Origin of the sequence: Pseudomonas syringae group sp. 247E2 (assembly GCF_032587795.1) — a bacterium.
Lineage (GTDB): Bacteria > Pseudomonadota > Gammaproteobacteria > Pseudomonadales > Pseudomonadaceae > Aquipseudomonas > Aquipseudomonas amygdali.
Window position 1 is genome coordinate 102,064 of sequence record NZ_JAWHPK010000026.1, and the last position, 20,207, is coordinate 122,270.

The following is a 20,207-nucleotide window of genomic DNA, read 5'->3' on the forward strand; positions in this document are numbered from 1 at the left end:
CGAGCCCAACACTGCGATTCTTAAACCTGAGCAGCCAGAACGCGCCGTTCCCAGGGGGTTATCTCGTCGAAAAAACTGGTCAGTTCCAGGGTCTTCGACGCGATGTAGCCTTCGATGAATTCATGACCAAACAGTTCCTTGGCCAACTGACTGCTTTTCAGACGCTCCAGAGCGGCGTGCAGGGTACACGGCAATGACAATTCTTCCGGCACCTCAATCGCGCCTTGCATGGGCGGGGTGGGTTCCAGCTTTTGCTCGATGCCATGCAGCCCGGCCGCCAGGCTTGCGGCGATGGCCAGATAAGGATTGGCGTCGGCGCCTGGCAAACGGTTCTCCACCCTTCGAGCCGCCGCTGCACTCGACGGGATGCGCAGGCCGGCTGCGCGATTGTCGTAGGACCAGCAGGCGTTATTGGGCGAAGCATAGGGCTGGCACAGGCGCTGATAGGAATTCACGTTGGGCGCGAACAGCGCTGTGAAATCAGCCATGCAGGCCTGCTGACCCGCGATAAAGTGACGAAACGTGTCAGTCGGTTGGCCATCTGCACCACTGAAGACGTTTACCCCGGAGTCTGTTGCTACAACGCTCTGATGAAGATGCATCGAACTGCCCGCCGTGTGCGCGAGCGGCTTGGCCATGCAGACCACAATAAGCCCGTGCTTGAGCGCGACCTCCTTGAGCAGGTGCTTGAACAGAAAGGTCTGGTCGGCGAGCAGCAGCGGGTCGCCATGCAGCAGGTTGATCTCGAACTGGCTGACGCCCATCTCGTGCATCACCGTGTCACGCGGCAGACCCAACGCCGCCATGCAGGCGTATACCTCGGCGAAAAAAGGCCGCAAGCCATTGTTCGAGCTGACACTGAACGCTGAATGCCCCTGCTCGCGTCGTCCGTCCAGCCCTGTCGGCGGCACGAACGGATACAGCGGCTCGGGGTTGGGCGCAAAGACAAAGAACTCCAGTTCGGTGGCCACCACCGGTGCCAACCCCCGTGCGGCGTAGCGGGCGATGACGGCCTTTAGCTGGCTGCGCGTCGAGAGCATGCAACGCTCGCCGCTCAACTCTTCGGCATCGCAGATGGCCAGGGCGCGCGGTTGCTCGCTCCAGGGCAGACGATGGACCTGCTGCGGATCGCTGAGCAGCGCGAGGTCGCCATCATCGCTACCGTAAAACCGTGACGGCGGGTACCCGCCCATGATGCATTGCAGCAACACCCCCCGCGCAAGCTGCAATCGCCTGCCCTCCAGAAAACCGGCAGCGGTCATCACCTTGCCGCGAGGCACGCCGTTCAGGTCCGGGGTCACACACTCCACTTCATCAATGCCCATCAGCAGCTGTGCCAGCGGATGGGGGTCATTGCGTGTCATGGTTCAATCCTTTGTCATGGGCCAGGCCGCTTGGCGGCAACCCGTACAAAATACGCAGCGGGCGTTCGGGATATCAAGCACTGAAACACCTTCGTGAGAATGATCACTACCCGACCTCTACCTGATCCGGCAAAAGCGGTCTTGGCCGGGTTCTTGCTGTGTACCCCGGTCACAACAGTTCGACTGTCATTTTTATGTCAATGGCAACGCCTTTGCCGGAAGCCCTTGAAGCAGATGCCCTTTCGAACAGCAATCGGATAAAACACGAGCAGAGAACCCTCCATGAGCGCACCGATTCCAGTAACTCGTCCTCTGTTACCGCCTCTGGAGGAGTTCATTCCCTACCTCGAACACATATGGGAAAGCCGCCAGCTCACCAATGGCGGGCCGTTTCACCAGCAGCTTGAAAAGGAGCTGGCCGAGTACCTGGGCGTGCAGCATCTCTCGCTGTTTTCCAATGGCACGCTGGCGCTGATGACCGCCATTCAGGCGCTGCGCATCAAGGGCGAAGTCATCACCACGCCCTACTCGTTCGTGGCAACCGCCCATTCGCTGCTCTGGAACAGCCTGACGCCGGTGTTTGTCGACATCGATCCGGGTACTTACAACCTGGACCCGGAGCGCATCGAAGAAGCCATCACTCCGGCTACCACGGCGATCATGCCCGTACACTGCTACGGCATCCCGTGTGACGTCGACCGCATTCAGCAGATCGCCGATCGCTATGGCCTTAAGGTCATCTACGATGCCGCCCATGCGTTCGGTGTCCAGCATCGCGGGCAAAGCCTGTTGAATCACGGGGATCTGTCGGTGCTGAGCTTTCACGCCACCAAGGTGTTCAACACCTTCGAAGGCGGGGCCATCATCAGTCCGGATGCCAAGACCAAGCAACGTATCGATTACCTGAAGAACTTCGGATTTGCTGACGAAGTGACCGTGGTCGCGCCGGGAATCAACGGCAAGATGAGTGAAATCAACGCTGCGTTCGGTCTGCTTCAGTTGAAGTACATCGATGAAGCGCTCTTGAAACGGCAACGTATCGATGAACGCTATCGCGATGCGCTGGCAACGGTACCGGGGCTGAAAATTCTCTGGAAAAGCACCGAAAAACACAATTACTCGTACTTCCCGGTGCTGGTCACCGAAGACTTCGCGATTTCTCGCGATGACCTTTATCAGCGGTTCCGCGACCACAATATCCTGGCGCGCCGTTACTTTTACCCGCTCATTTCCACATTCCCGATGTACCGGGGCCTTGACTCGGCAAAACCTGATCGCCTGCGTGTCGCGACCGGTCTGTCCAGTCAGATCCTGTGCCTGCCGATCTACGACAGCCTGACGGATGAAGCCTTCGACAGCATCATTGATGTGATCGTCACAGCCAGTAAAGAGAACTGCTAATGCGAACGTGCCCGGTCTGCTCCTGTCGTTTTCCGAACTTCTATCCGCTGGGTAGAAGCCATCTGGAAATCCTCCACCGCCTGAACGTCCACTACTGCATCGAAGACTTCGAGACCCTTAACGTCGGGCAATACAGCTGCCCCGAATGCATGGCGTCGGACCGTGACCGGCTTTACGCGCTGTTTGCCATGAACATGCTCTACAACCCGCCGGGCAAACCACTGCGCATTCTCGATATCGCACCGGCAGTGGTGCTCTCGAAGTTTCTGCGCAGCCTGCCCAACGCCCGATATCGCTCGGCAGACCTGTTCTCGCCGCTGGCTGATGACGTGGTCGACATCATGGACATGCACATGTATGCCGACGAGTCCTTCGATTTCATCGTGTGCTCGCACGTACTTGAGCACGTACCTGATGACCGCAAGGCCATGTCCGAGCTGTTTCGGGTACTGGCCAAAGGCGGCTCTGCCATCCTGATGGTGCCGATTCTGCTGACCGCCACCGAAACCGAAGAAGACCCGGACGAGGCCAGCGTCGATGAGCGCTGGGCGCGCTTCGGCCAGGACGATCATGTGCGGATGTACGCCGGACAAGACTTCCAGTCCCGTTTGACGCAGGCCGGTTTCGACGTGAAGGCCCTCGGCTCGCAGGCATTTGGTGAAGGCGTCTTCAAGCAGCACGGCATTACGGAGCAGTCGGTTTTGTATATAGGCCAAAAAAGCTGACGACAACTGCAGATCATGGACGCCGACTGCGTTGCCCGGTTGGTTTTTAAAACTTTTTCAAAAGTGGTATTGCGATGAGTTCTTCACGCCTGGTCAGTATTGTCATCCCCGCTTACAAACCGGCTTTCTTCGAAGCAGCGCTTGCCAGCGCGCTGCGCCAGAACCACGACGACATCGAGATCATCATCACCGACGACTGCCGTGACGATGGCATCAAGGCTATTGTCGAAAAGCTCAGCCCGAACAGCCGCTGGCCCATTCACTATTTCAAAAATGCAACGCCGCTGGGCGAACCTCACAACATCGCACACGCCATAGCGCGTGCGCAGGGTGAGTACATCAAGTTTCTCTACGACGATGACATCCTTCTCCCGGACTGCGTGCGCCTGATGTTCGATGTCATGCACGACAGCCCGGACATCAAAGTCGTGTCAGCGACCAGAAAGAGGATCGACGCCAACGGCGCTCTGCTGGCAGACAACCTCTACACGGCCTACCCATTCGGCAAAAACGTCGTTCTGAACGGTCCCGAGCTGGTGTCCTTTCTGGCCAGTCACCCGATCAACTTCGTCGGCGAGCCCAGTGCAGTCATGTGTCGTCGCGAAGACCTGCTGGTATTCGGGCAGGACATCATGTCTCTGCAACAGGTGCTGATCTGGGGGCTGGGTGATTTGGCCATGTACGTAAAGCTCTTGCGTCATGGAAACCTGGCGATGCTCGCCCGTCCCCTTTCCTATTTCCGGGTGTCGGATCAGCAGAGCAGCGAGGCATTCAGAAAAGACCCGACCCTGCCTCGCGAAGGTCACGCCAACTTCAGGCGCATTCCCACAGAGCTGGGCTGGGTAAGGCCTGACGAGTTCAATGGCAAGGTCAAGGTTGCTCCGCTGTCACAACGCGACAATATTCAGGAAATGGACCTGCTGGCCTACTTCGACAGAAGGCCCGAAGCCACTGTTCGGAATACCCGTGTCGCCGGCTGGCTGGCTCAGCGTCGACCTACGCCAGCCCAGCATGTGTTGCTTGAAGAGTACCTGCAACAACACAACGGCGGCCCTGCGGTTGCGATTGTCGTGTCGGACTTCAATCAGCAGCCCGAGAGCGTGCTGAGCACGCTGCAAAGCCTGGCGTCCGATGCGCCGCTGCTCGACAAGCTCAAGGTGTTTGTCCTTGCCGACTACGACCGGGAACAGCAGACGCCGCTGCAAGCGCAACTGCCCTGGCGGGATGCCAGCATGGAAAACCGTGCAACGGTCATCAACGCGTTGATGCAGGAAAACGACCAAGCGTGGTGGATCCTGGTTGACGCCGGCACGACGTTCACCTCGAGCGGCCTGCTGTGCGCTGTCATGAAAATGATCGAAACGCCCGAAGCCTGCGCAGTGTTCGGCGACGAAGTGACCCTGCATGCGCAGGCAGGTGCTCATCTGGCCTTTCGCCCGGACTTCAGCCTGGATTACCTGCTGACCTGCCCGGCGGCAACCAGCCGCAATTGGCTGTTCAATCGTGAAAAAGCTCTGGAAGTGGGCGGCTTCGACCCAGTCCACGCGCAGGCCATTGAACTCGACCTGATCCTGCGCATGATTGAGGGTTCGGGCTATACCGAATTTGCGCACTCTTGCGAGCCGATGATCATCTCGCCCTTATGGCAGGCGCAGGAGAACTACGATCAGGCGCGCACCGTGCAACGGCATCTGCACGTGCGTGGCTACCCAGGCAGTAAGGTGCATGCGCTGGAATCGGGACTTTACCGGATCGATTACGGCCATGCCGAACAGCCTCTGGTCTCCATTCTCGTCACCTCGCAGGATCAGCTCGAAACGCTGCTGCCCTGCGTAGAGAGCATTCTGGAAAACACGACATATCCGCACTATGAAATTCTGATTTGCGACAACAACAGCCAGTCGGCGCAGACCACGCAATGGCTGGCGACCATCGATTCGATGCAGTCGGAACGGATTCGCATCGTTCGCCACGAACAGGCACTGAGCCCGTCGGCGCTGCTCAACTCTGCAGCCGAACACGCGCTGGGCGACTATCTTGTGATGCTCGACAGCCACGCCCTGATCATCCAGCAGGACTGGCTCAACCACCTGCTCAACCACGCACTGCGCCCTGAAGTAGGCGTTGTCGGCGCGAAACTCATTTCGACGGATGGTAATGTCGTGCAGGCCGGCATCATCATGGGCCTCAATGGCACCGCGGCCACCGTCACTGCCAGCGACATCGCAGGATCTGCGAGCGATGCGCAACGTCTGGAAACAGATCAGAACTACAGCGCTGTCAGCGGCTCCTGCCTGATGATTCGCAAGTCCGTGCATGAAGAGGTGCAAGGGCTGGACGAACACTTGTTCCCCCTGCACTTCAATGATGTGGACCTGTGCCTGAAGGCGCGCAGCACTGGGCATCTGGTCGTCTGGACACCGCACGCCATCGTCGCGCTGCGCCCGGACGACGCACAGAGCGACGCTGAAGCACTGGACTTCGCGACGCGCGCGCTCTACCACCGCTGGCTGCACTACATGGCCTGGGACCCTGCATACAACAAGAATCTGACGCTGACTGACAGTTTCGTCGCCCAGAGCAACCCGCAGTTGAGCTGGCGGCCATTGACCCACCGTCCACTGCCGGTGGTCCTTGCTCTGCCCTGCAATCATGCGGCTGCCGGCAATCGCATCAGCGCCGCGCTGCAAAGCCTGAGCGCCGAGCGCGAGACAGACGGCATCATCAGCCATGCGCCGCTTCCATTCGTGGAAATTGCCAGACTCAGCCCGGATACGGTGGTTATCCAGGGGCCAGTAAACGAAAGCCTGATTGCCAGCATCAACGCGATCAAGGACCACACCAATGCCTGGGTGGCCTACGACCTGCCGCACTACCCGGCGTACGCTGAAATCGACAAGAGCGCTGTGCCACTCGCAACAGTGCAGGCTTCCCTGCGCCACGGGCTGGCGCGGGCAGATCTGATCACAGTCCCCACAACAGCGCTGGCGGAGCTGCTGGAGGGCTCACACCCCAACGTTCAGGTGATTGAAACCCGACTTGCGCCTGAGCCATGGCGCAATCTGCAAAGCCAGCGCCAGACTCGCCCCAGACCTCGTGTAGGTTGGGTAGGCACGGCGGCAGAAACGGGCGACCTGCTGATTCTGTCAGAAGTCATCAAGGCGCTGGCAGACCGTGTGGAGTGGGTCATCATGGGACCCTGCACGCGCTGGCTACGCCCTTATATTCATGAACTGCGTTCGCCCGTGGAGGGCACTTTGTTCCCTGGGACGCTGGCCAGTCTGAACCTGGATCTGGTGTTGGCGCCTGCAGAATCCAACCTGATCAATACGAGCAAAAGCCCGGTGGCCCTGCTGGAATTCGGTGCCTGCGGTTATCCGGTCATTTGCAGTGATGTGCTCAGTGCGCCTGAAGACCTGCCCGTCACTCGGGTGGAAAACGAGACGAATGCCTGGGTCAGTGCCATCGAGCAACACATTGATCAGTTGGATGAGTGCGCACGCAAGGGCGACGCCTTGAGACAGGCTGTCATTGATAACTGGATGCTTGAGGCCGATCACTTGCAAGCCTGGCGCGATGCCTGGCTGAAGGGCTGATCAGAAAGGATTAAAACCAACAACAAGCTCTGCGTCCGGGCGGTGACGCAGAGCGATGATGTTTACCAGCGTATGACGCACGCCCCCCACGAATAGCCCACCCCGAACCCGACTGCAGCAACCCGGTCGCCCGGTTTCAGCGTACCGCGGTTCAAGGATTCCTTCAGCGCAATGGGAATGGTGCACGACACCGTATTGCCACAGTGCTGGAAGGCAGAAACGAACTTCTCGACCGGCAACTTCAAACGCCGACGCAGGGCATCCAGCATGAAGTGGTTGGCCTGATGAAACACGAACAGATCGACATCGGCCACACCCAGTTCGTCATCGAACAACGATGCGAACAACTGCGGTACGCGGGTCATGGAAAACTCGAAAATCGCCGGGCCATTCATGTACAGGTGTGCATCGGTACGCACACTGCCACCGTCATCCTGATACTCGGCAGGCTGAAGGTTTTCCGCCGAGGGCCTTCGCGCACCGCCAATCGGGACCATCAGGTTTTCCGCCCCGGAGCCGTCACTGCCATAACGAAAACGTTCCAGGAAAGGCCCGCCCTCAGTCGCGCTGAGCAGGGTCACAGCCGCGGCGTCACCGAACAGGGTACGAACACTTTTGTCCTGCGGATGAATGTAGCGACTGTAGGTTTCCGCCGTCACCAGCAATACGTTCCGGCATTGCCCTGACTCGATCAACCCTTTGGCGATGCCAAGCCCGTAAATGTAGCCTGAACAGCCCTGATTGAAATCGAAGGCGGCGCAGTGGGTGGGAAGTTGCAAGCGGTGCTGCAGAATGCAGGCGGTGGCGGGCAATACATAATCCGGGCTTTGCGTGCAGTAAATCAGTGCGTCTACTTCGCTGCGCTGAATATCTCCGTTGAGAAACAACTTCTCGCAGGCGCGGTACGCAAGGTCGGACGCAGTTTCATCCTTGTCGATGATGCGCCGCTCGCCAATACCGGTCTTCGAGAAGATTTTCTCGACATCCCATTCGGGAAATTCGCGCGCCAGTGTTTCATTGTCCAGCGAATGAGCAGGCAGTTCATATTCTATGTTCACGATCCTGGCATGAGCGCCCATGAGCGTTACCCCGATATGCGTGTGGCAGGTACACCGAATACTGTAGTGCCAGCGGCGACATTGCGTATTGCAACGCTACCCGCTCCGACCACAGCCTGTTTGCCGATCCTTACCTTTGGCAGGACGCTGGCATGCGTCCCCATGAAAACACCCTCCTCCAGCACGACACCGCCAGTGATATCGCAATGCCCGCTCAAGGTGGAGAAGTCGCCGATGTCTGCGTCATGCCCCACCAGACAGCCAATATTGAGTGTTACAAATGCGCCGATGCGAAGATCGACCGTGAGCACCGTTGAAGGACAGATCACCGCACCCAGGCCAATGGAAACATTTTCGCCAATGATGACCGAGGGGTGAATGAGGGTGAAAAATTGCGCGCCCCTGGCAAGGAGTTTTTCCACGACCAGGCGCTTGCCGCTCGGATCGCCAATCGCGCAGATCAGATACTCTTCGGGCTTTGGCTGGTAGCCGTCCACCGTCGAAACGACAGGCGGATAATGGTCGAAGCGCTCGGTCGAGCCCGGGCCGTCATTGATGAATCCGGCGATGAGCCATCCCGGATTGTTCTCCACCCAATCCGTCAGCCAAGCGTGCACTTCACGGCCGAAAGCGCCGGCACCTACGATGAGCAATCTATTGGCATTCATTGCGCCAGGTATCCTCCATCCACAACCATCGCTGTTCCGGTCACCCAGCGAGCCGCCGGAGACAACAGGTAATTGACCGCATAGGCTATGTCCAGCGGCTCACCAAACCCCAGCGGGTGCTTCTGCTCAACCACGGCCATGGAATCGATACCGACCAGATCTTCAAGCTTGCGGGTCATTTCGGTTCGCACTATGCCCGGCGCAATGGCATTGACCCTTATTCCGTCTCTGGCCAGTTCAAGTGCCGCAGCGCGGACCATCGATTCCACTGCGCCTTTACTGGCGCAGTAGGCCATCAGGGAAGGCTGGGCGGCCTGAGCCATCACCGATGAAAGCAGAACAATACTAGCCCCTTGAACGAAGACGCCTTTCTGCCTGAATGACTTTATCAGCGAAAAGCCAGAGGTCACGTTGGTGGCAAATACCGTTTCCCATTGCTCGATTGCCAAGGCTCGAATCGGCAGCGGCATCTGTACACCGGCAGCATGCACCAGCCCGTCGAAAGGCCCGTAGGTGCTGGCCAGGGTTTTCATCCAGGCCGGGACTGCGTGCCCGTCAAGCAAGTCAAAAGGCTCGACCCCGTGACTCTCACCGTGAAGCTGGCGCCTTGTTGCTTCAAGCCGTTCGGTGTTCCTGGCAACCAGTACCACCCGGGCGCCCTGCTGGCTCAGCCATATCGCAACCTGGCTGCCGATGCCGGAAGAGGCACCTGTGACCATGATCAATTTGCCGCTTAATGAAAACGGATTACTCACCACCCAACGTTCCTCTTCAGGGCTGACCGGCACCGCCTGGAAAACCCCTGATCGCTTATGACTCTGTAACGAGACCGATGACGTCATCCACACTCTTGCAAGCGTTGAGACGGTTGGCCGACAGGTTCTTATCCAGCCGTTCATTCGCAAGCGACATGAAGGTCAGGACCGCAATGGAGTCCCAATCCAGACTTTGTTCTTTGCTCAAGGTGCCTTCGCCTGCTTCCATCGCTTCTTCGATCAGCTTAAGTACTTTGTCTTCCATATCGATGCTCCCGGACAGCCTGCTATTGGATTAAAACGCGCGCCGACCAAAGCCTGCGCCTGACAGGACGTTAGCAATAATCGAACCAAGCCATTGAGCACACGGGGAAGCCCCTGTTACCGGGCTGGACAGGGGCAAAAGGCAGGCATTGAGGACACGAAAGTCAAAAACATGACAGGCTTATCGACAACGGGATAACGCAAGTGCGCGGCACCGCGTCAATATAATGCTGGTGCGCGGCTGTATCATATTTCGCAGCAATTGCAGTTCGGGTTTCAGGGCAGATAAATGCTGAACATTGCCCCGCCCAGCACGCCGCCGTTGGCGATTTCGATTCGCCCGCGCATGCCGTTGCGCACATGCAGCCGGGCAATGTGCGCAGCAAAGTACAAGCCCAGGCCGGTACTGCCACTGCCCTGATTGATGCCCTGCACGTATTCGGTTTGACGCTCGATCAGATACGCCGGGTAACCGGGACCATCGTCATTGAGGGTGATCTTCAACTGACCGCCTTCTTCACCGATGCTGATCACGATCTGCTCGCGGGCAAAGCCGATGGCATTGACGATGATATTGCCGACCACCGAGCCCACCAGTTCACGGTCAAAAAAGCCCAAGGGGCTCATGTCATCGATTTCATAGCGCGCGGCGATACCGCGGCTGGCCAGCACGTCCTGATGGTGCGCCAGCTGCGCTTCGATGAAATCGTCCAGTTCGTGGTAATCCGGACGCAACGGCAGTTGATTGACACCGAGTTTGTATAGGCCCAGCAGTTGCACGAGCATGCCGTTGAGATTGGCGAACTCATAGTCGATGACGCCCTGTTCCGGCATGTCACGCTGCTGACCGGAAAGCTTCGCCAGCCACTCGCTGTGCGCCTGTGTCAGGGTCGCCAGCGAGTTTTTCATGTCGTGCACGGTGGAGGCGATCACCATGGAAAAGTCGAGGCCCTGCTCTGTCTCTTCACTCATGCGCCAAACGCCCTCTCCCTGAGTTTCTGGTAACGCTCATAACGCGGATCGCTTTCCGGAATCTTGCCCAGCACCTTCAGGCTGGCACGGCATTCGTCAATGCCGGCCTGCCCGAGGTTCTGCCCCGGATGAAGCAGCGACTGCACCATGTTCAGCACAATACTGATGTTCTTCGGCTGCAAGCCCAGCGCGCTGCGGAAAAACGCCTGCGCCTCGGTGAGGTTGCCGGCCTTGTAACTGCGCACGCCTTGCAGGTTGAAATCGATTGCAGCCTTGCTGGCGCCCAGAATCGCGGGATCGTCGGTCATGTTGGCGACGCTTTTCATCACCGCCGGATCATCGCCATAGGCTTCAGCACAGCTCTTCAAAACACTGGCGCCCGCTTCTTCCTGCCCCAGCTTCTTGAGCTGCGCAGCCACCATCAGGGCGGCATCGGCACTGAGCACCTGCTCCATGCCATCGAGCCTGGTCATCGCCTGTTCGGTGAGCTTGGCTGCGGTTTCCGGGTCCGAGTGCTGCAGGCTGGCAGCCTTCATCAGGCGGGTGCGCACTTGCAGACCTTCGTCGTCGGTATGTTCCTTGGCAACGTCGACAAGGGCGTTGTTGATCTCGACACGCGTGCGCGCATCCAGCCCCTGCTCGCCGCCCTTGCTGATCAGAGCATGTGCCAGACCCAGGTTGGTTTCCGGGTCCTTGAAGCGCGAATGCTGGCCTTGGGAAACCGCCTGGCGATAAGCTTTGGAGGCACTTTCAAAATCCTCGTTGCCCAGCGCCAGCTTGCCCAGCAGCTTCTGTCGACGGACTGCCAGAGGCGACAGGCGCACAGCGCTTTCCAGAACCGTCTGCGCCCGCTTGGCATCGCCAAGCGCCACCAGCACATCAGCCAGGCCGTCGAACAGCGCCGGCATGGCCGGAAACGCCTTGATTGCCTGTTCATAGACGGCCTGCGCTTCGGCAGTCTTGCCGCGTTTCAGCAGCAGACTGCCCAACGCGCCGTAGGCCCACGGCGTGGCACGATCAGCCAGAATGGTCTTGAGAAAAGCTTCCAGTGGCTCGTTCTGCTTCAAATCACGCAAGGCATCCGCCTTGTAGCGCAAGCACAACGGCGCATAACGCGGGTCCTGCTCGATCAGCTTGTTGCACGCGGCCAGTACCTCGGCCGGTTTGCGCCGGTCGAGGGCCTGCAGAATCGGCTTGAGCAAGGTCTTGCGCTGCACCAGCTTTTCCAGGCGCTGGGCCAGCCCGGCACGGTTGAACGGCTTGGTCAGGTAACCGTCCGGCTCCCACTCAAGCGCACTCATGACCATCGCCTGACTGTTTTCGGCAGTGACCATAATGAATACGCTTTCGTAACTCAGCAGCCGCTCGACCATCAAGTCTTCCAGCACCTGCTGGCCATTCTTGCGGCCATCACCCAGATTGAAGTCGTGCAATACGAAGTCATAACGCTTTTGCGAGCACATGCGCAGCGCCTGCTCGCCGGTGTCGGCGGTATCCACTTCCTTGACGCCCAGTTCACGCAGCATCGACCGCACTGAACTGCGAAAGTCAGAGAAGTCATCAACGATAAGAAAGCTTTTTTGGTTGTACGCCAGCATCCGGATTCCTGCACAGGAGAGGGTGAAAATATGAGACCCACGGCCTGAAAACCACTCAGACCCGACTCGGCAGCCCATTTTTCAGGACGCACATAATAACTGATGGCAACATGCCATAACACAGTTCGCCGTTGCCGCCCTCTCCGCAACAAGCCACGCGGTTCAGGGCAACACTCAGTTTTTCGACCATACGGGCAGAAACTGTAGAACGAACATCAACTTCGCGCATTGTCCGGGCGGCAGGCATGCAGACATTTTGCGTGCTGGATCGTAATTGCAGGAGCAGGAAGGGAGTTTTAGCGGAGGCTCATCACCTTTCGTTCATGCCAGCGCGCGGCGCCAGCATGAACAGGTGTTTCGGGCAGGTTTACACCCAGCCATCGTTCTTCTTGCGACCCTTGGTCAACGCCGGAAGGATCAGGCCCACCAGCAGGCCTGCACCGGCAATGCTGCCGCCATAGACCATGTAGCGCATCATCACCTGCTTGTTCTCGTCGCCGAGCCGCGCCTGAGTGGCACGCAATTCGGCCTGAGAATCAGCCAGTTGATCGTTAAGGGTCTTGGTGCGGGCTTCCAGTTCGTCGACCAGTTTCTTGCGCGCATCAAGAGTCTCTTGCATACCTTGCACACGGGTCTTCCAAGTATTGTCGATGCCTGCCAGTTGATCGGTCAGCTCGGTGACCTGCTGGGTCAGTTGCGGCACACGCTCGGCCTGACCAGGCACCTCCTGCAGGTCAGTGCTGGGGATCCACACCGTGGAACCGCCTTCGCCGCGCACCTGGCTGAACTTGCCCGAAGAGCTGAGCAGCTCGACCTTCTGCCCGGATTTCAGCGTCCCCACAATCCGATGATCATCGGTTGGTCCGCTGCGTACGTAGGTGGTGAGGCTGTCGCTGACCCAGCGATCGCTGCCTGCGGCCTGCGCGTTGCCAGGAACGACAACGGTCAATGCAGCGCCAAACAGGCCTGCGCCGAGCAAGCGACGCGAAACAGCGAACAGGCCAGGGGCTCGGGAAAGAAGTGCGGAGAAATGACGAGACATGGCGATAATTATCTTTATCTGAAATGAAAATAAAGCCTCGTTTAACGGGCCGGCTAAGGATGGGAGCGGCAGGCGATCAAAGGTTTTGCAACTCCTGCCCGGACGGAATGTCTGCCTATCAGGCGCGCTTAAAAGCACCTGATGATCCCTTTCGTGCAGGCCGTCCAGAAAGTCCATCAGCTAACAGACTCCGTTAACGGGGTCAGGTTCACTATTGCCCGTTGTACGCGTCAAAATTCAGCCGCACGGTCATGCCGGGCAAGTGCCTGCTTTCAAAAGAATTCGCTTGCCGATTCAATCCTACGATGGCGCACAAAGGCTCAAACAGGGGACGTCTGCGGTCCGGCGTTTGCTTTCCCGGCCAAGTGCTGTAGAAAAGGCTCCACAGGGGTGAATGTTCTCAATGTTCACCATCCTGATGCTCGACTGCATCGCTCTAATGGAAAATAGAATGATCCCAAGACAAGTGATTAACGCCACCGTAAGCCCGAAAGGCAGCCTTGAAACCCTGTCCCAGCGTGAAGTGCAACAACTCAGCGCGGCCGGTTCAGGCAGCACCTACACCCTGTTTCGCCAGTGCGCCCTGGCCATTCTCAATACTGGCGCCCACGTCGATAACGCCAAGACCATTCTTGAGGCGTACGAAAGCTTTGAAGTACGAATTCATCAGCAGGATCGCGGTGTGCGCCTGGAGCTGCTCAACGCTCCGGCCGATGCGTTTGTCGATGGTGAAATGATCGCCAGCACCCGCGAGATGCTGTTCAGCGCCCTGCGTGACATCGTTTACACCGAAAGCGAACTGGACAGCCAGCGCATCGACCTGAGCAATTCTCAGGGCATCACCGATTACGTGTTCCACCTGCTGCGCAATGCCCGCACGCTGCGCGCTGGCGTAGAGCCGAAGATGGTGGTGTGCTGGGGTGGTCACTCGATCAACACTGAAGAATACAAATACACCAAGAAAGTCGGCCATGAACTGGGCCTGCGCAGCCTGGATATCTGCACTGGCTGCGGCCCTGGCGTAATGAAAGGCCCGATGAAGGGCGCGACTATTGCCCACGCCAAGCAACGCATTGTCGGCGGTCGCTATCTGGGCCTGACCGAGCCGGGCATCATTGCGGCCGAAGCACCCAACCCGATCGTCAACGAGCTGGTGATCCTGCCGGACATCGAAAAACGTCTCGAAGCCTTCGTGCGCGTTGGCCACGGCATCATCATCTTCCCCGGTGGCGCCGGCACGGCTGAAGAGTTCCTCTATCTGCTTGGCATTCTGATGCACCCGGACAACAAGGACGTACCGTTCCCGGTAATCCTGACCGGTCCGAAAAATACCGAGCCGTACCTGCAACAGTTGCACGCTTTCGTCGGTGCCACGCTGGGTGAAGAAGCGCAGCGTCATTACCAGATCATCATCGACAACCCGGCAGACGTCGCCCGGCAGATGACTCAGGGCCTGAAAGAAGTGAAGCAGTTCCGCCGCGAGCGAAATGACGCGTTTCACTTCAACTGGCTGCTGAAGATCGAGGAAAGCTTCCAGCACCCTTTCGACCCGACTCACGAGAACATGTCGAAACTGCAACTGAACCACGACGTGCCCACTCACGAGCTGGCCGCCAACCTGCGCCGGGCGTTTTCCGGGATTGTGGCGGGCAACGTCAAGGACAAGGGCATTCGCCTGATCGAGGAGCACGGTCCTTATCAGATTCAAGGCGATCCTTCGATCATGGGGCCGCTGGACAAGCTGCTGCAGGCGTTTGTCGATCAGCACCGGATGAAGTTGCCCGGTGGCGCGGCCTACGTGCCGTGCTATCAGGTCGTGGCCTGATCCCACGGCAATAACCGGCAGGCAAACGGGGCGCTCTTTAGCGCCCCGTTTCTATTTCTGCTGACGAAACGCTTTGGGCGACTGCCCGGTAGCGCGTTTGAAGAAGCGCGAAAAATAAGCAGGCTCGGAAAACCCGAGGCTGTCGGACACCTGATTGATGGTCATGGTGGTGTAGATCAGGTTGCGCCTGGCCTCCAACAACAGCCGCTGGCTGATGATCTGCAAGGCCGACTGGTTGCACAGGCGCCGACACAGCGAATTCAAATGCGCGGCGCTGATGCCCATGGCCTGCGCATGCTGGTGAATGGACCAGTGCTCGCGAAAACTCGCCTCCAACTGATGCATGAACACCTGCAAATGCTCACGGCCGCGGTCCATGGCGTGAATTTCTTCGCCAGCATGCTCGCTGCTGCGCCGACTGAGCCAGACTACCAGCACGTTGATCAATGAATGCAGCATCAGATCGCGACCAGCCCTGGGCTGCCGGTACTCACGGGCGATGGCGCTGAACAGCGTATCAACGTAATGGCTGTCCGCCCCTAGCTCGTAACACCGTGTCGTGCGCATTGCCGAGCTGTCGAGTGCCGTCTCAAGCTGCTCCACCAAAGGTTTGGCCAGACTGAGAATGTGCCCCTGAATATCTTCGGCAAACCTGAAGGTGTGCACGCTTAACGCCGGAACCACCTGCAGCGAAGGTGTCTCGACCTCGGTGACCACATCCTCGACCTTGAGCATCGCCCTGCCGGACTGCACATACAGCAACTGCACCAGATCTCCATGGCGATGCGGCTTGATCTCCCATTCGTGCATCTTGCTGCGCTCGGGGATCGACTCGCAATGGATCAGGTCCGGGGTCGGCCAGGCCGCGGTTTCCCCGTAAAGTTTGAACACCGGTATCGTTGCAGTGGCAGGTCTGGCCATGTGTTCTTCTCCTGTCCGGACCCTCGAAAAGTCCAGATAATGCGTCGAATATTGCCTTCTTATCTCGATGGCATCCATTAAAAATGCAGGAGACAAAAACAATCATATCCCGCTGATGACACTTGGCAGGGATCAAAAACAGGACCATCGCCATGAAAACCCAGGTTGCCATTATCGGTTCAGGCCCTTCAGGGCTGCTGCTGGGCCAACTGCTGCAGCGTGCCGGCATCGACAACGTGATTGTCGAGCGCAAGGACCCCGATTACATCCTCTCGCGCATCCGCGCCGGCGTGCTTGAGCAAGGCATGACCGACCTGTTGCGTGAAGCAGGCGTCAGCGAACGAATGGACGCCGAGGGCTTGATTCATGACGGTTTCGAGCTGGCCTTCGACGGGCGCTGTGAGCGCATCGACCTGAAAACCCTGACCGGTGGCAGAACCGTGATGGTTTACGGCCAGACTGAAGTCACCCGCGACTTGATGGCCGCGCGCGCAGCAGCAGGTGCGATGACTGTCTATGACGCGTCTGACGTGAACATACACGATCCAAAAACCGACAGTCCCTATGTCACGTTCGTGAAAGACGGCGAAACCGTGCGCCTGGACTGCGACTACATTGCCGGCTGCGACGGTTTCCATGGTGTATCGCGGCAATCGATTCCTTCTGAAACGCTGAAAATCTTCGAGCGCGTTTACCCGTTTGGCTGGCTGGGCGTGCTGGCCGACACGCCGCCGGTCAATGAGGAGTTGGTCTACGCCAATCACCCGCGTGGCTTTGCCCTGTGCAGCATGCGCTCGGCCATCCGTACCCGCTATTACGTGCAGGTCAGTGCCGAAGAGAAGGTCGAAGACTGGTCGGACGAACGCTTCTGGACGGAACTCAAAGCCCGTCTGCCCGAGCATCTGGCAGACCGCTTGGTAACCGGCACGTCCATCGAAAAAAGCATCGCGCCGCTGCGCAGCTTCGTGGTAGAGCCCATGCAGTACGGCCGTCTGTTTCTGCTCGGCGATGCTGCGCACATCGTCCCGCCTACCGGCGCCAAGGGCCTGAACCTGGCGGCCAGTGACGTCAGCACGCTGTACCGGATTCTGCTCAAGGTTTACCGCGAGGGCCGCACCGACCTTCTGGAAAAGTATTCGCAAATCTGCCTGCGCCGCGTGTGGAAGGCCGAGCGTTTTTCCTGGTGGATGACCTCGGTGCTGCACAACTTCCCCGACACCGATGCGTTCAGCCAGCGCATCCAGCAAACCGAACTGGACTACTACGTCGGCTCGCAAGCCGGGCGCAGAACCATTGCAGAAAATTATGTGGGTTTGCCGTATGAGGCGATTGAGTAGCGTATTTCACCTATTGCGTATGAGGACGCAGAGCGTCCTGAAAAGCATGCCGACGCCGAGCGTCGCACGATAGCGGTAGTGAGCTCTGCGTCCGGTCTTGAGCAGCTTCGCCAAGAGGATGCGCAGCCACCTGATGCAGGCCTGCGCAGAGCCCTGCGTTGTGCAATCACACAACGCACGCCCTCCACAGCCGTGCAAAACCCCAAAGCGTTTTCGTGGACGCCACCCTATGATCGGCAGTGCACCTGACAGCTCCATAGCTGCATAAAAACAACAAGCACAGAGGAACACACGCCATGACCGCTACCTCGACCCACGAGGCGGGCGACGCTGACGGCAATCATGTCTACCGTCGTATCACCCTGCGCCTTATCCCGTTTATCTTCATCTGCTACCTGTTCAATTACCTGGACCGCGTGAATGTCGGTTTCGCCAAGCTGCAGATGCTCGACGCCCTGAGTTTCAGCGAGACTGTCTATGGCCTCGGTGCCGGTATCTTCTTCATTGGCTACGTGCTGTGCGGCTTGCCCAGCAATCTGGCGCTGAACCGCTTCGGGCCGCGCCGCTGGATCGGCCTGATGATGATTACCTGGGGTATCTTCTCGACCTGCCTGCTGTTTGTCACCACACCGGTCGAGTTCTACGTGCTGCGCTTTCTGACCGGCATGGCAGAAGCCGGTTTCTTCCCCGGCATTGTGCTGTACCTCTCGCGCTGGTACCCAAACCAGAGGCGTGGGCGGATCATGGCACTGTTCATGTCGGCCATTCCGGTCTCCGGGCTGTTGGGCGGTCCGTTTTCCGGCTGGATCCTCAACCATTTCGCCGCAGGTCAGGGCGGCATGGCGGGCTGGCAGTGGATGTTCCTGATTCAAGGCCTGCCGACCGTGGCGCTCGGTGTGCTGGCGTTCGTTCTGCTGTGTGACAAGGTCGAGGACGCACGCTGGCTGACGCCCGAACAGCGTCAGCGGGTCAAGACCGATATCACCAACGATGAACTGAGCCGTCCGGTGCAGGGTAAAAGCTCGGTGGCTTCGGTACTGAGCATGCCGTTCATATGGATTCTGGGCTTTATCTATTTCTGCATTCAGAGCGGCGTCTACGCAATCAACTTCTGGCTGCCGTCAATCATCAAGAACCTCGGTTTCAGCGATGCCTTGGTGATCGGCTGGATCAGCGCCGTGCCTTACCTGATGGCAGGCGTGTTCATGCTGCTGGTCGGCCGCTCCGCCGACCTGCGCAATGAGCGCCGTTGGCATTTGGTGGTGCCGATGCTGATGGGCGCCACGGGCCTGATCATCGCCGCCAACTTCGCGACAGTGCCCATCATCGCCATTCTCGGTCTGACCATCGCCACGATGGGTGCCCTCACCAGCCTGCCAATGTTCTGGCCCTTGCCAACCGCACTGCTCAGCGCCAGCGTTGCAGCGGGCGGGCTGGCGCTAATCAATTCGATCGGCCAGATGGCAGGTTTCCTCAGCCCGTATCTGGTGGGCTGGATCAAGGACCAGACCGGCTCGACCACTCTGGCGCTGTACTCGCTGGCCGCGCTGACCATCGTCGGCAGCCTGGTGGCCTTGCGAGTCAGTCGTCAATCGACAGGCAAGGTTGCGGCGACCGCCTGAACTTAACTACACCGTTCTCTTGAGCCAGGCCATGTGCCTGGCTTTTTGATTGAACCTGTCACTTTCAGGCAGAAACCCTACTCAAACATGAAAAAAACGATCAAAACGCTTGCCAGCAATGATTGATTCAATCATTATCGTTTTACTAAAAATAAAACGAGAACCTGCCCATGCAATTTCGCGGCATCATTCCAGCTCTGGTCACACCCTTCACTGCTGATCAGCAACTCGACGAGCAGGCCCTGCGTAATCTGATCGAAAACCTCCTGAATGCAGGCGTTCACGGGCTTTTCGTACTGGGCACCAATGGCGAATTCTTCACCCTTTCCGAATCGGAAAAACTCAAAATAGCTCGAATCACTGTCGAAGCCGCAGCAGGACGTGTGCCGGTTGTGGTAGGTACCGGCGCGTTCGCTACGCATGAAGTGATTGAAATGAACAAAAAGATGATTGATGTGGGCGCAGATGCCCTGTCGATCATCACGCCGTACTTCAACGCCATCAGCCAGTCCGAACTGATCAAGCACTACACCGCCATCGCCGACGCTGCCGAGCTGCCGCTGATGATGTACAACATCCCGGCCAAGACCGGCATGTCGATCGGCATCGGTGCCGTGGCAACCCTCAGCCAGCATCCGCAGATCAAGGGCATCAAGGACAGCGCCGGCAATTTCGACGCACTGGTGCAGATGATGCAGTACCGCAGCGACGACTTTGCGGTGTTCGCCGGAACCGACTCGCTGATCTACTGGAACCTGCTGGCTGGCGGTGACGGCGCTATTGCCGCAACCGCCAACGCCGTGCCGGAGGTGGTCATGTCGATCTGGAACAACTTCCAGTCAGGCAACCACGAAGCGGCCCGTGCCGCGCAGGAAGCCCTGCGCCCGCTGCGCGATGCCTTCGCGCTGGGCACCATGCCGGTGGTGCTGAAAACCGCAACGCAACTGCTCAATGTCCCGGTCGGCCCATGCCGTGCGCCCGTGCAGCCGCTCGATGCCGCCGCACTGGAAAAACTCCAGAACCTGCTGGCCGTCTACCGCCAAGCCTGAGGTAATCGCG

At 58.5% G+C, this 20,207-nt stretch carries 16 protein-coding genes; 7 read left to right on the forward strand and 9 right to left on the reverse strand.

The genetic code is table 11. From position 1 onward, the window contains the following. Window positions 1-20: 20 nt before the first annotated feature. Window positions 21-1,262: a glutamine synthetase family protein gene (locus tag RYC18_RS22590; RefSeq protein ID WP_162491510.1), complete on the reverse strand. Its 1,242-nt coding sequence runs from the start codon at window positions 1,260-1,262 to the stop codon at window positions 21-23. Window positions 1,263-1,646: 384 nt separating this feature from the next. Between RYC18_RS22590 and vioA the strand changes: the two genes are divergently transcribed. The 3 genes from vioA to RYC18_RS22605 all read left to right on the forward strand — a co-directional run bounded on the left by vioA (window position 1,647) and on the right by RYC18_RS22605 (window position 7,086). Next, a complete protein-coding gene (gene vioA, locus RYC18_RS22595) occupies window positions 1,647-2,765 on the forward strand; it encodes a dTDP-4-amino-4,6-dideoxy-D-glucose aminotransferase VioA (protein WP_002554329.1) in 1,119 nt (372 codons plus the stop codon). Beyond that, entirely contained in the window at window positions 2,765-3,490 is a 726-nt protein-coding gene (locus RYC18_RS22600) for a methyltransferase domain-containing protein (protein WP_005780400.1), read from the forward strand. The genes vioA and RYC18_RS22600 overlap by 1 nt, the downstream gene beginning before the upstream one ends. Before the next feature lie 74 nt (window positions 3,491-3,564). Beyond that, window positions 3,565-7,086, forward strand: a complete 3,522-nt coding sequence (locus RYC18_RS22605; protein ID WP_316886871.1) for a glycosyltransferase — start codon at window positions 3,565-3,567, stop codon at window positions 7,084-7,086. A 62-nt stretch (window positions 7,087-7,148) separates the two neighbouring features. On the opposite strand, the gene RYC18_RS22610 is transcribed toward RYC18_RS22605, so the two are convergent. The 7 genes from RYC18_RS22610 to RYC18_RS22640 form a co-directional block, all read right to left on the reverse strand. Then, window positions 7,149-8,165, reverse strand: coding sequence for a ketoacyl-ACP synthase III (locus RYC18_RS22610; RefSeq protein WP_004658699.1), 1,017 nt, complete (start codon window positions 8,163-8,165; stop codon window positions 7,149-7,151). A 5-nt stretch (window positions 8,166-8,170) separates the two neighbouring features. After that, window positions 8,171-8,812, reverse strand: coding sequence for a dTDP-4-amino-4,6-dideoxy-D-glucose acetyltransferase VioB (gene vioB, locus RYC18_RS22615; RefSeq protein ID WP_316886872.1), 642 nt, complete (start codon window positions 8,810-8,812; stop codon window positions 8,171-8,173). Further along, window positions 8,809-9,570, reverse strand: a complete 762-nt coding sequence (locus RYC18_RS22620; protein ID WP_011169104.1) for an SDR family NAD(P)-dependent oxidoreductase — start codon at window positions 9,568-9,570, stop codon at window positions 8,809-8,811. The genes vioB and RYC18_RS22620 overlap by 4 nt, the downstream gene beginning before the upstream one ends. A gap of 52 nt (window positions 9,571-9,622) precedes the next feature. Next, window positions 9,623-9,832: a hypothetical protein gene (locus RYC18_RS22625; protein ID WP_005780394.1), complete on the reverse strand. Its 210-nt coding sequence runs from the start codon at window positions 9,830-9,832 to the stop codon at window positions 9,623-9,625. A gap of 275 nt (window positions 9,833-10,107) precedes the next feature. Next, the gene (locus RYC18_RS22630; RefSeq protein WP_005759355.1) at window positions 10,108-10,803 is read right to left on the reverse strand and encodes a sensor histidine kinase; all 696 of its coding nucleotides are present in this window, start codon (window positions 10,801-10,803) and stop codon (window positions 10,108-10,110) included. After that, on the reverse strand, window positions 10,800-12,401 hold the full coding sequence (locus tag RYC18_RS22635) for a tetratricopeptide repeat-containing response regulator (protein ID WP_016981590.1): 1,602 nt from the start codon (window positions 12,399-12,401) through the stop codon (window positions 10,800-10,802). Before RYC18_RS22635 ends, RYC18_RS22630 begins: the two co-directional genes overlap by 4 nt. Before the next feature lie 367 nt (window positions 12,402-12,768). Then, window positions 12,769-13,443, reverse strand: a complete 675-nt coding sequence (locus RYC18_RS22640; RefSeq protein ID WP_005731537.1) for a TIGR04211 family SH3 domain-containing protein — start codon at window positions 13,441-13,443, stop codon at window positions 12,769-12,771. Between the two features lie 451 nt (window positions 13,444-13,894). Here RYC18_RS22640 and ppnN point away from each other — a divergent pair, with 451 nt between their 5' ends. Continuing rightward, complete coding sequence (gene ppnN / locus RYC18_RS22645) at window positions 13,895-15,268, forward strand: nucleotide 5'-monophosphate nucleosidase PpnN (protein ID WP_002554339.1); 1,374 nt, start codon at window positions 13,895-13,897, stop codon at window positions 15,266-15,268. 51 nt (window positions 15,269-15,319) lie between these two features. Here ppnN and RYC18_RS22650 read toward each other — a convergent pair whose 3' ends face one another. Continuing rightward, entirely contained in the window at window positions 15,320-16,189 is an 870-nt protein-coding gene (locus RYC18_RS22650) for a helix-turn-helix domain-containing protein (RefSeq protein WP_005731535.1), read from the reverse strand. Window positions 16,190-16,341: 152 nt separating this feature from the next. Here RYC18_RS22650 and pobA point away from each other — a divergent pair, with 152 nt between their 5' ends. From pobA to dapA, 3 genes are all read left to right on the forward strand, one after another. Beyond that, window positions 16,342-17,526, forward strand: coding sequence for a 4-hydroxybenzoate 3-monooxygenase (gene pobA / locus RYC18_RS22655; RefSeq protein WP_016981593.1), 1,185 nt, complete (start codon window positions 16,342-16,344; stop codon window positions 17,524-17,526). Window positions 17,527-17,822: 296 nt separating this feature from the next. After that, window positions 17,823-19,148 carry an MFS transporter gene (locus RYC18_RS22660; RefSeq protein WP_016981595.1) on the forward strand — a complete coding sequence of 442 codons (1,326 nt, stop codon included), beginning with the start codon at window positions 17,823-17,825 and terminating at the stop codon, window positions 19,146-19,148. 170 nt (window positions 19,149-19,318) lie between these two features. Next, window positions 19,319-20,197 carry a 4-hydroxy-tetrahydrodipicolinate synthase gene (gene dapA, locus RYC18_RS22665; RefSeq protein ID WP_005759360.1) on the forward strand — a complete coding sequence of 293 codons (879 nt, stop codon included), beginning with the start codon at window positions 19,319-19,321 and terminating at the stop codon, window positions 20,195-20,197. Window positions 20,198-20,207: the final 10 nt, after the last annotated feature.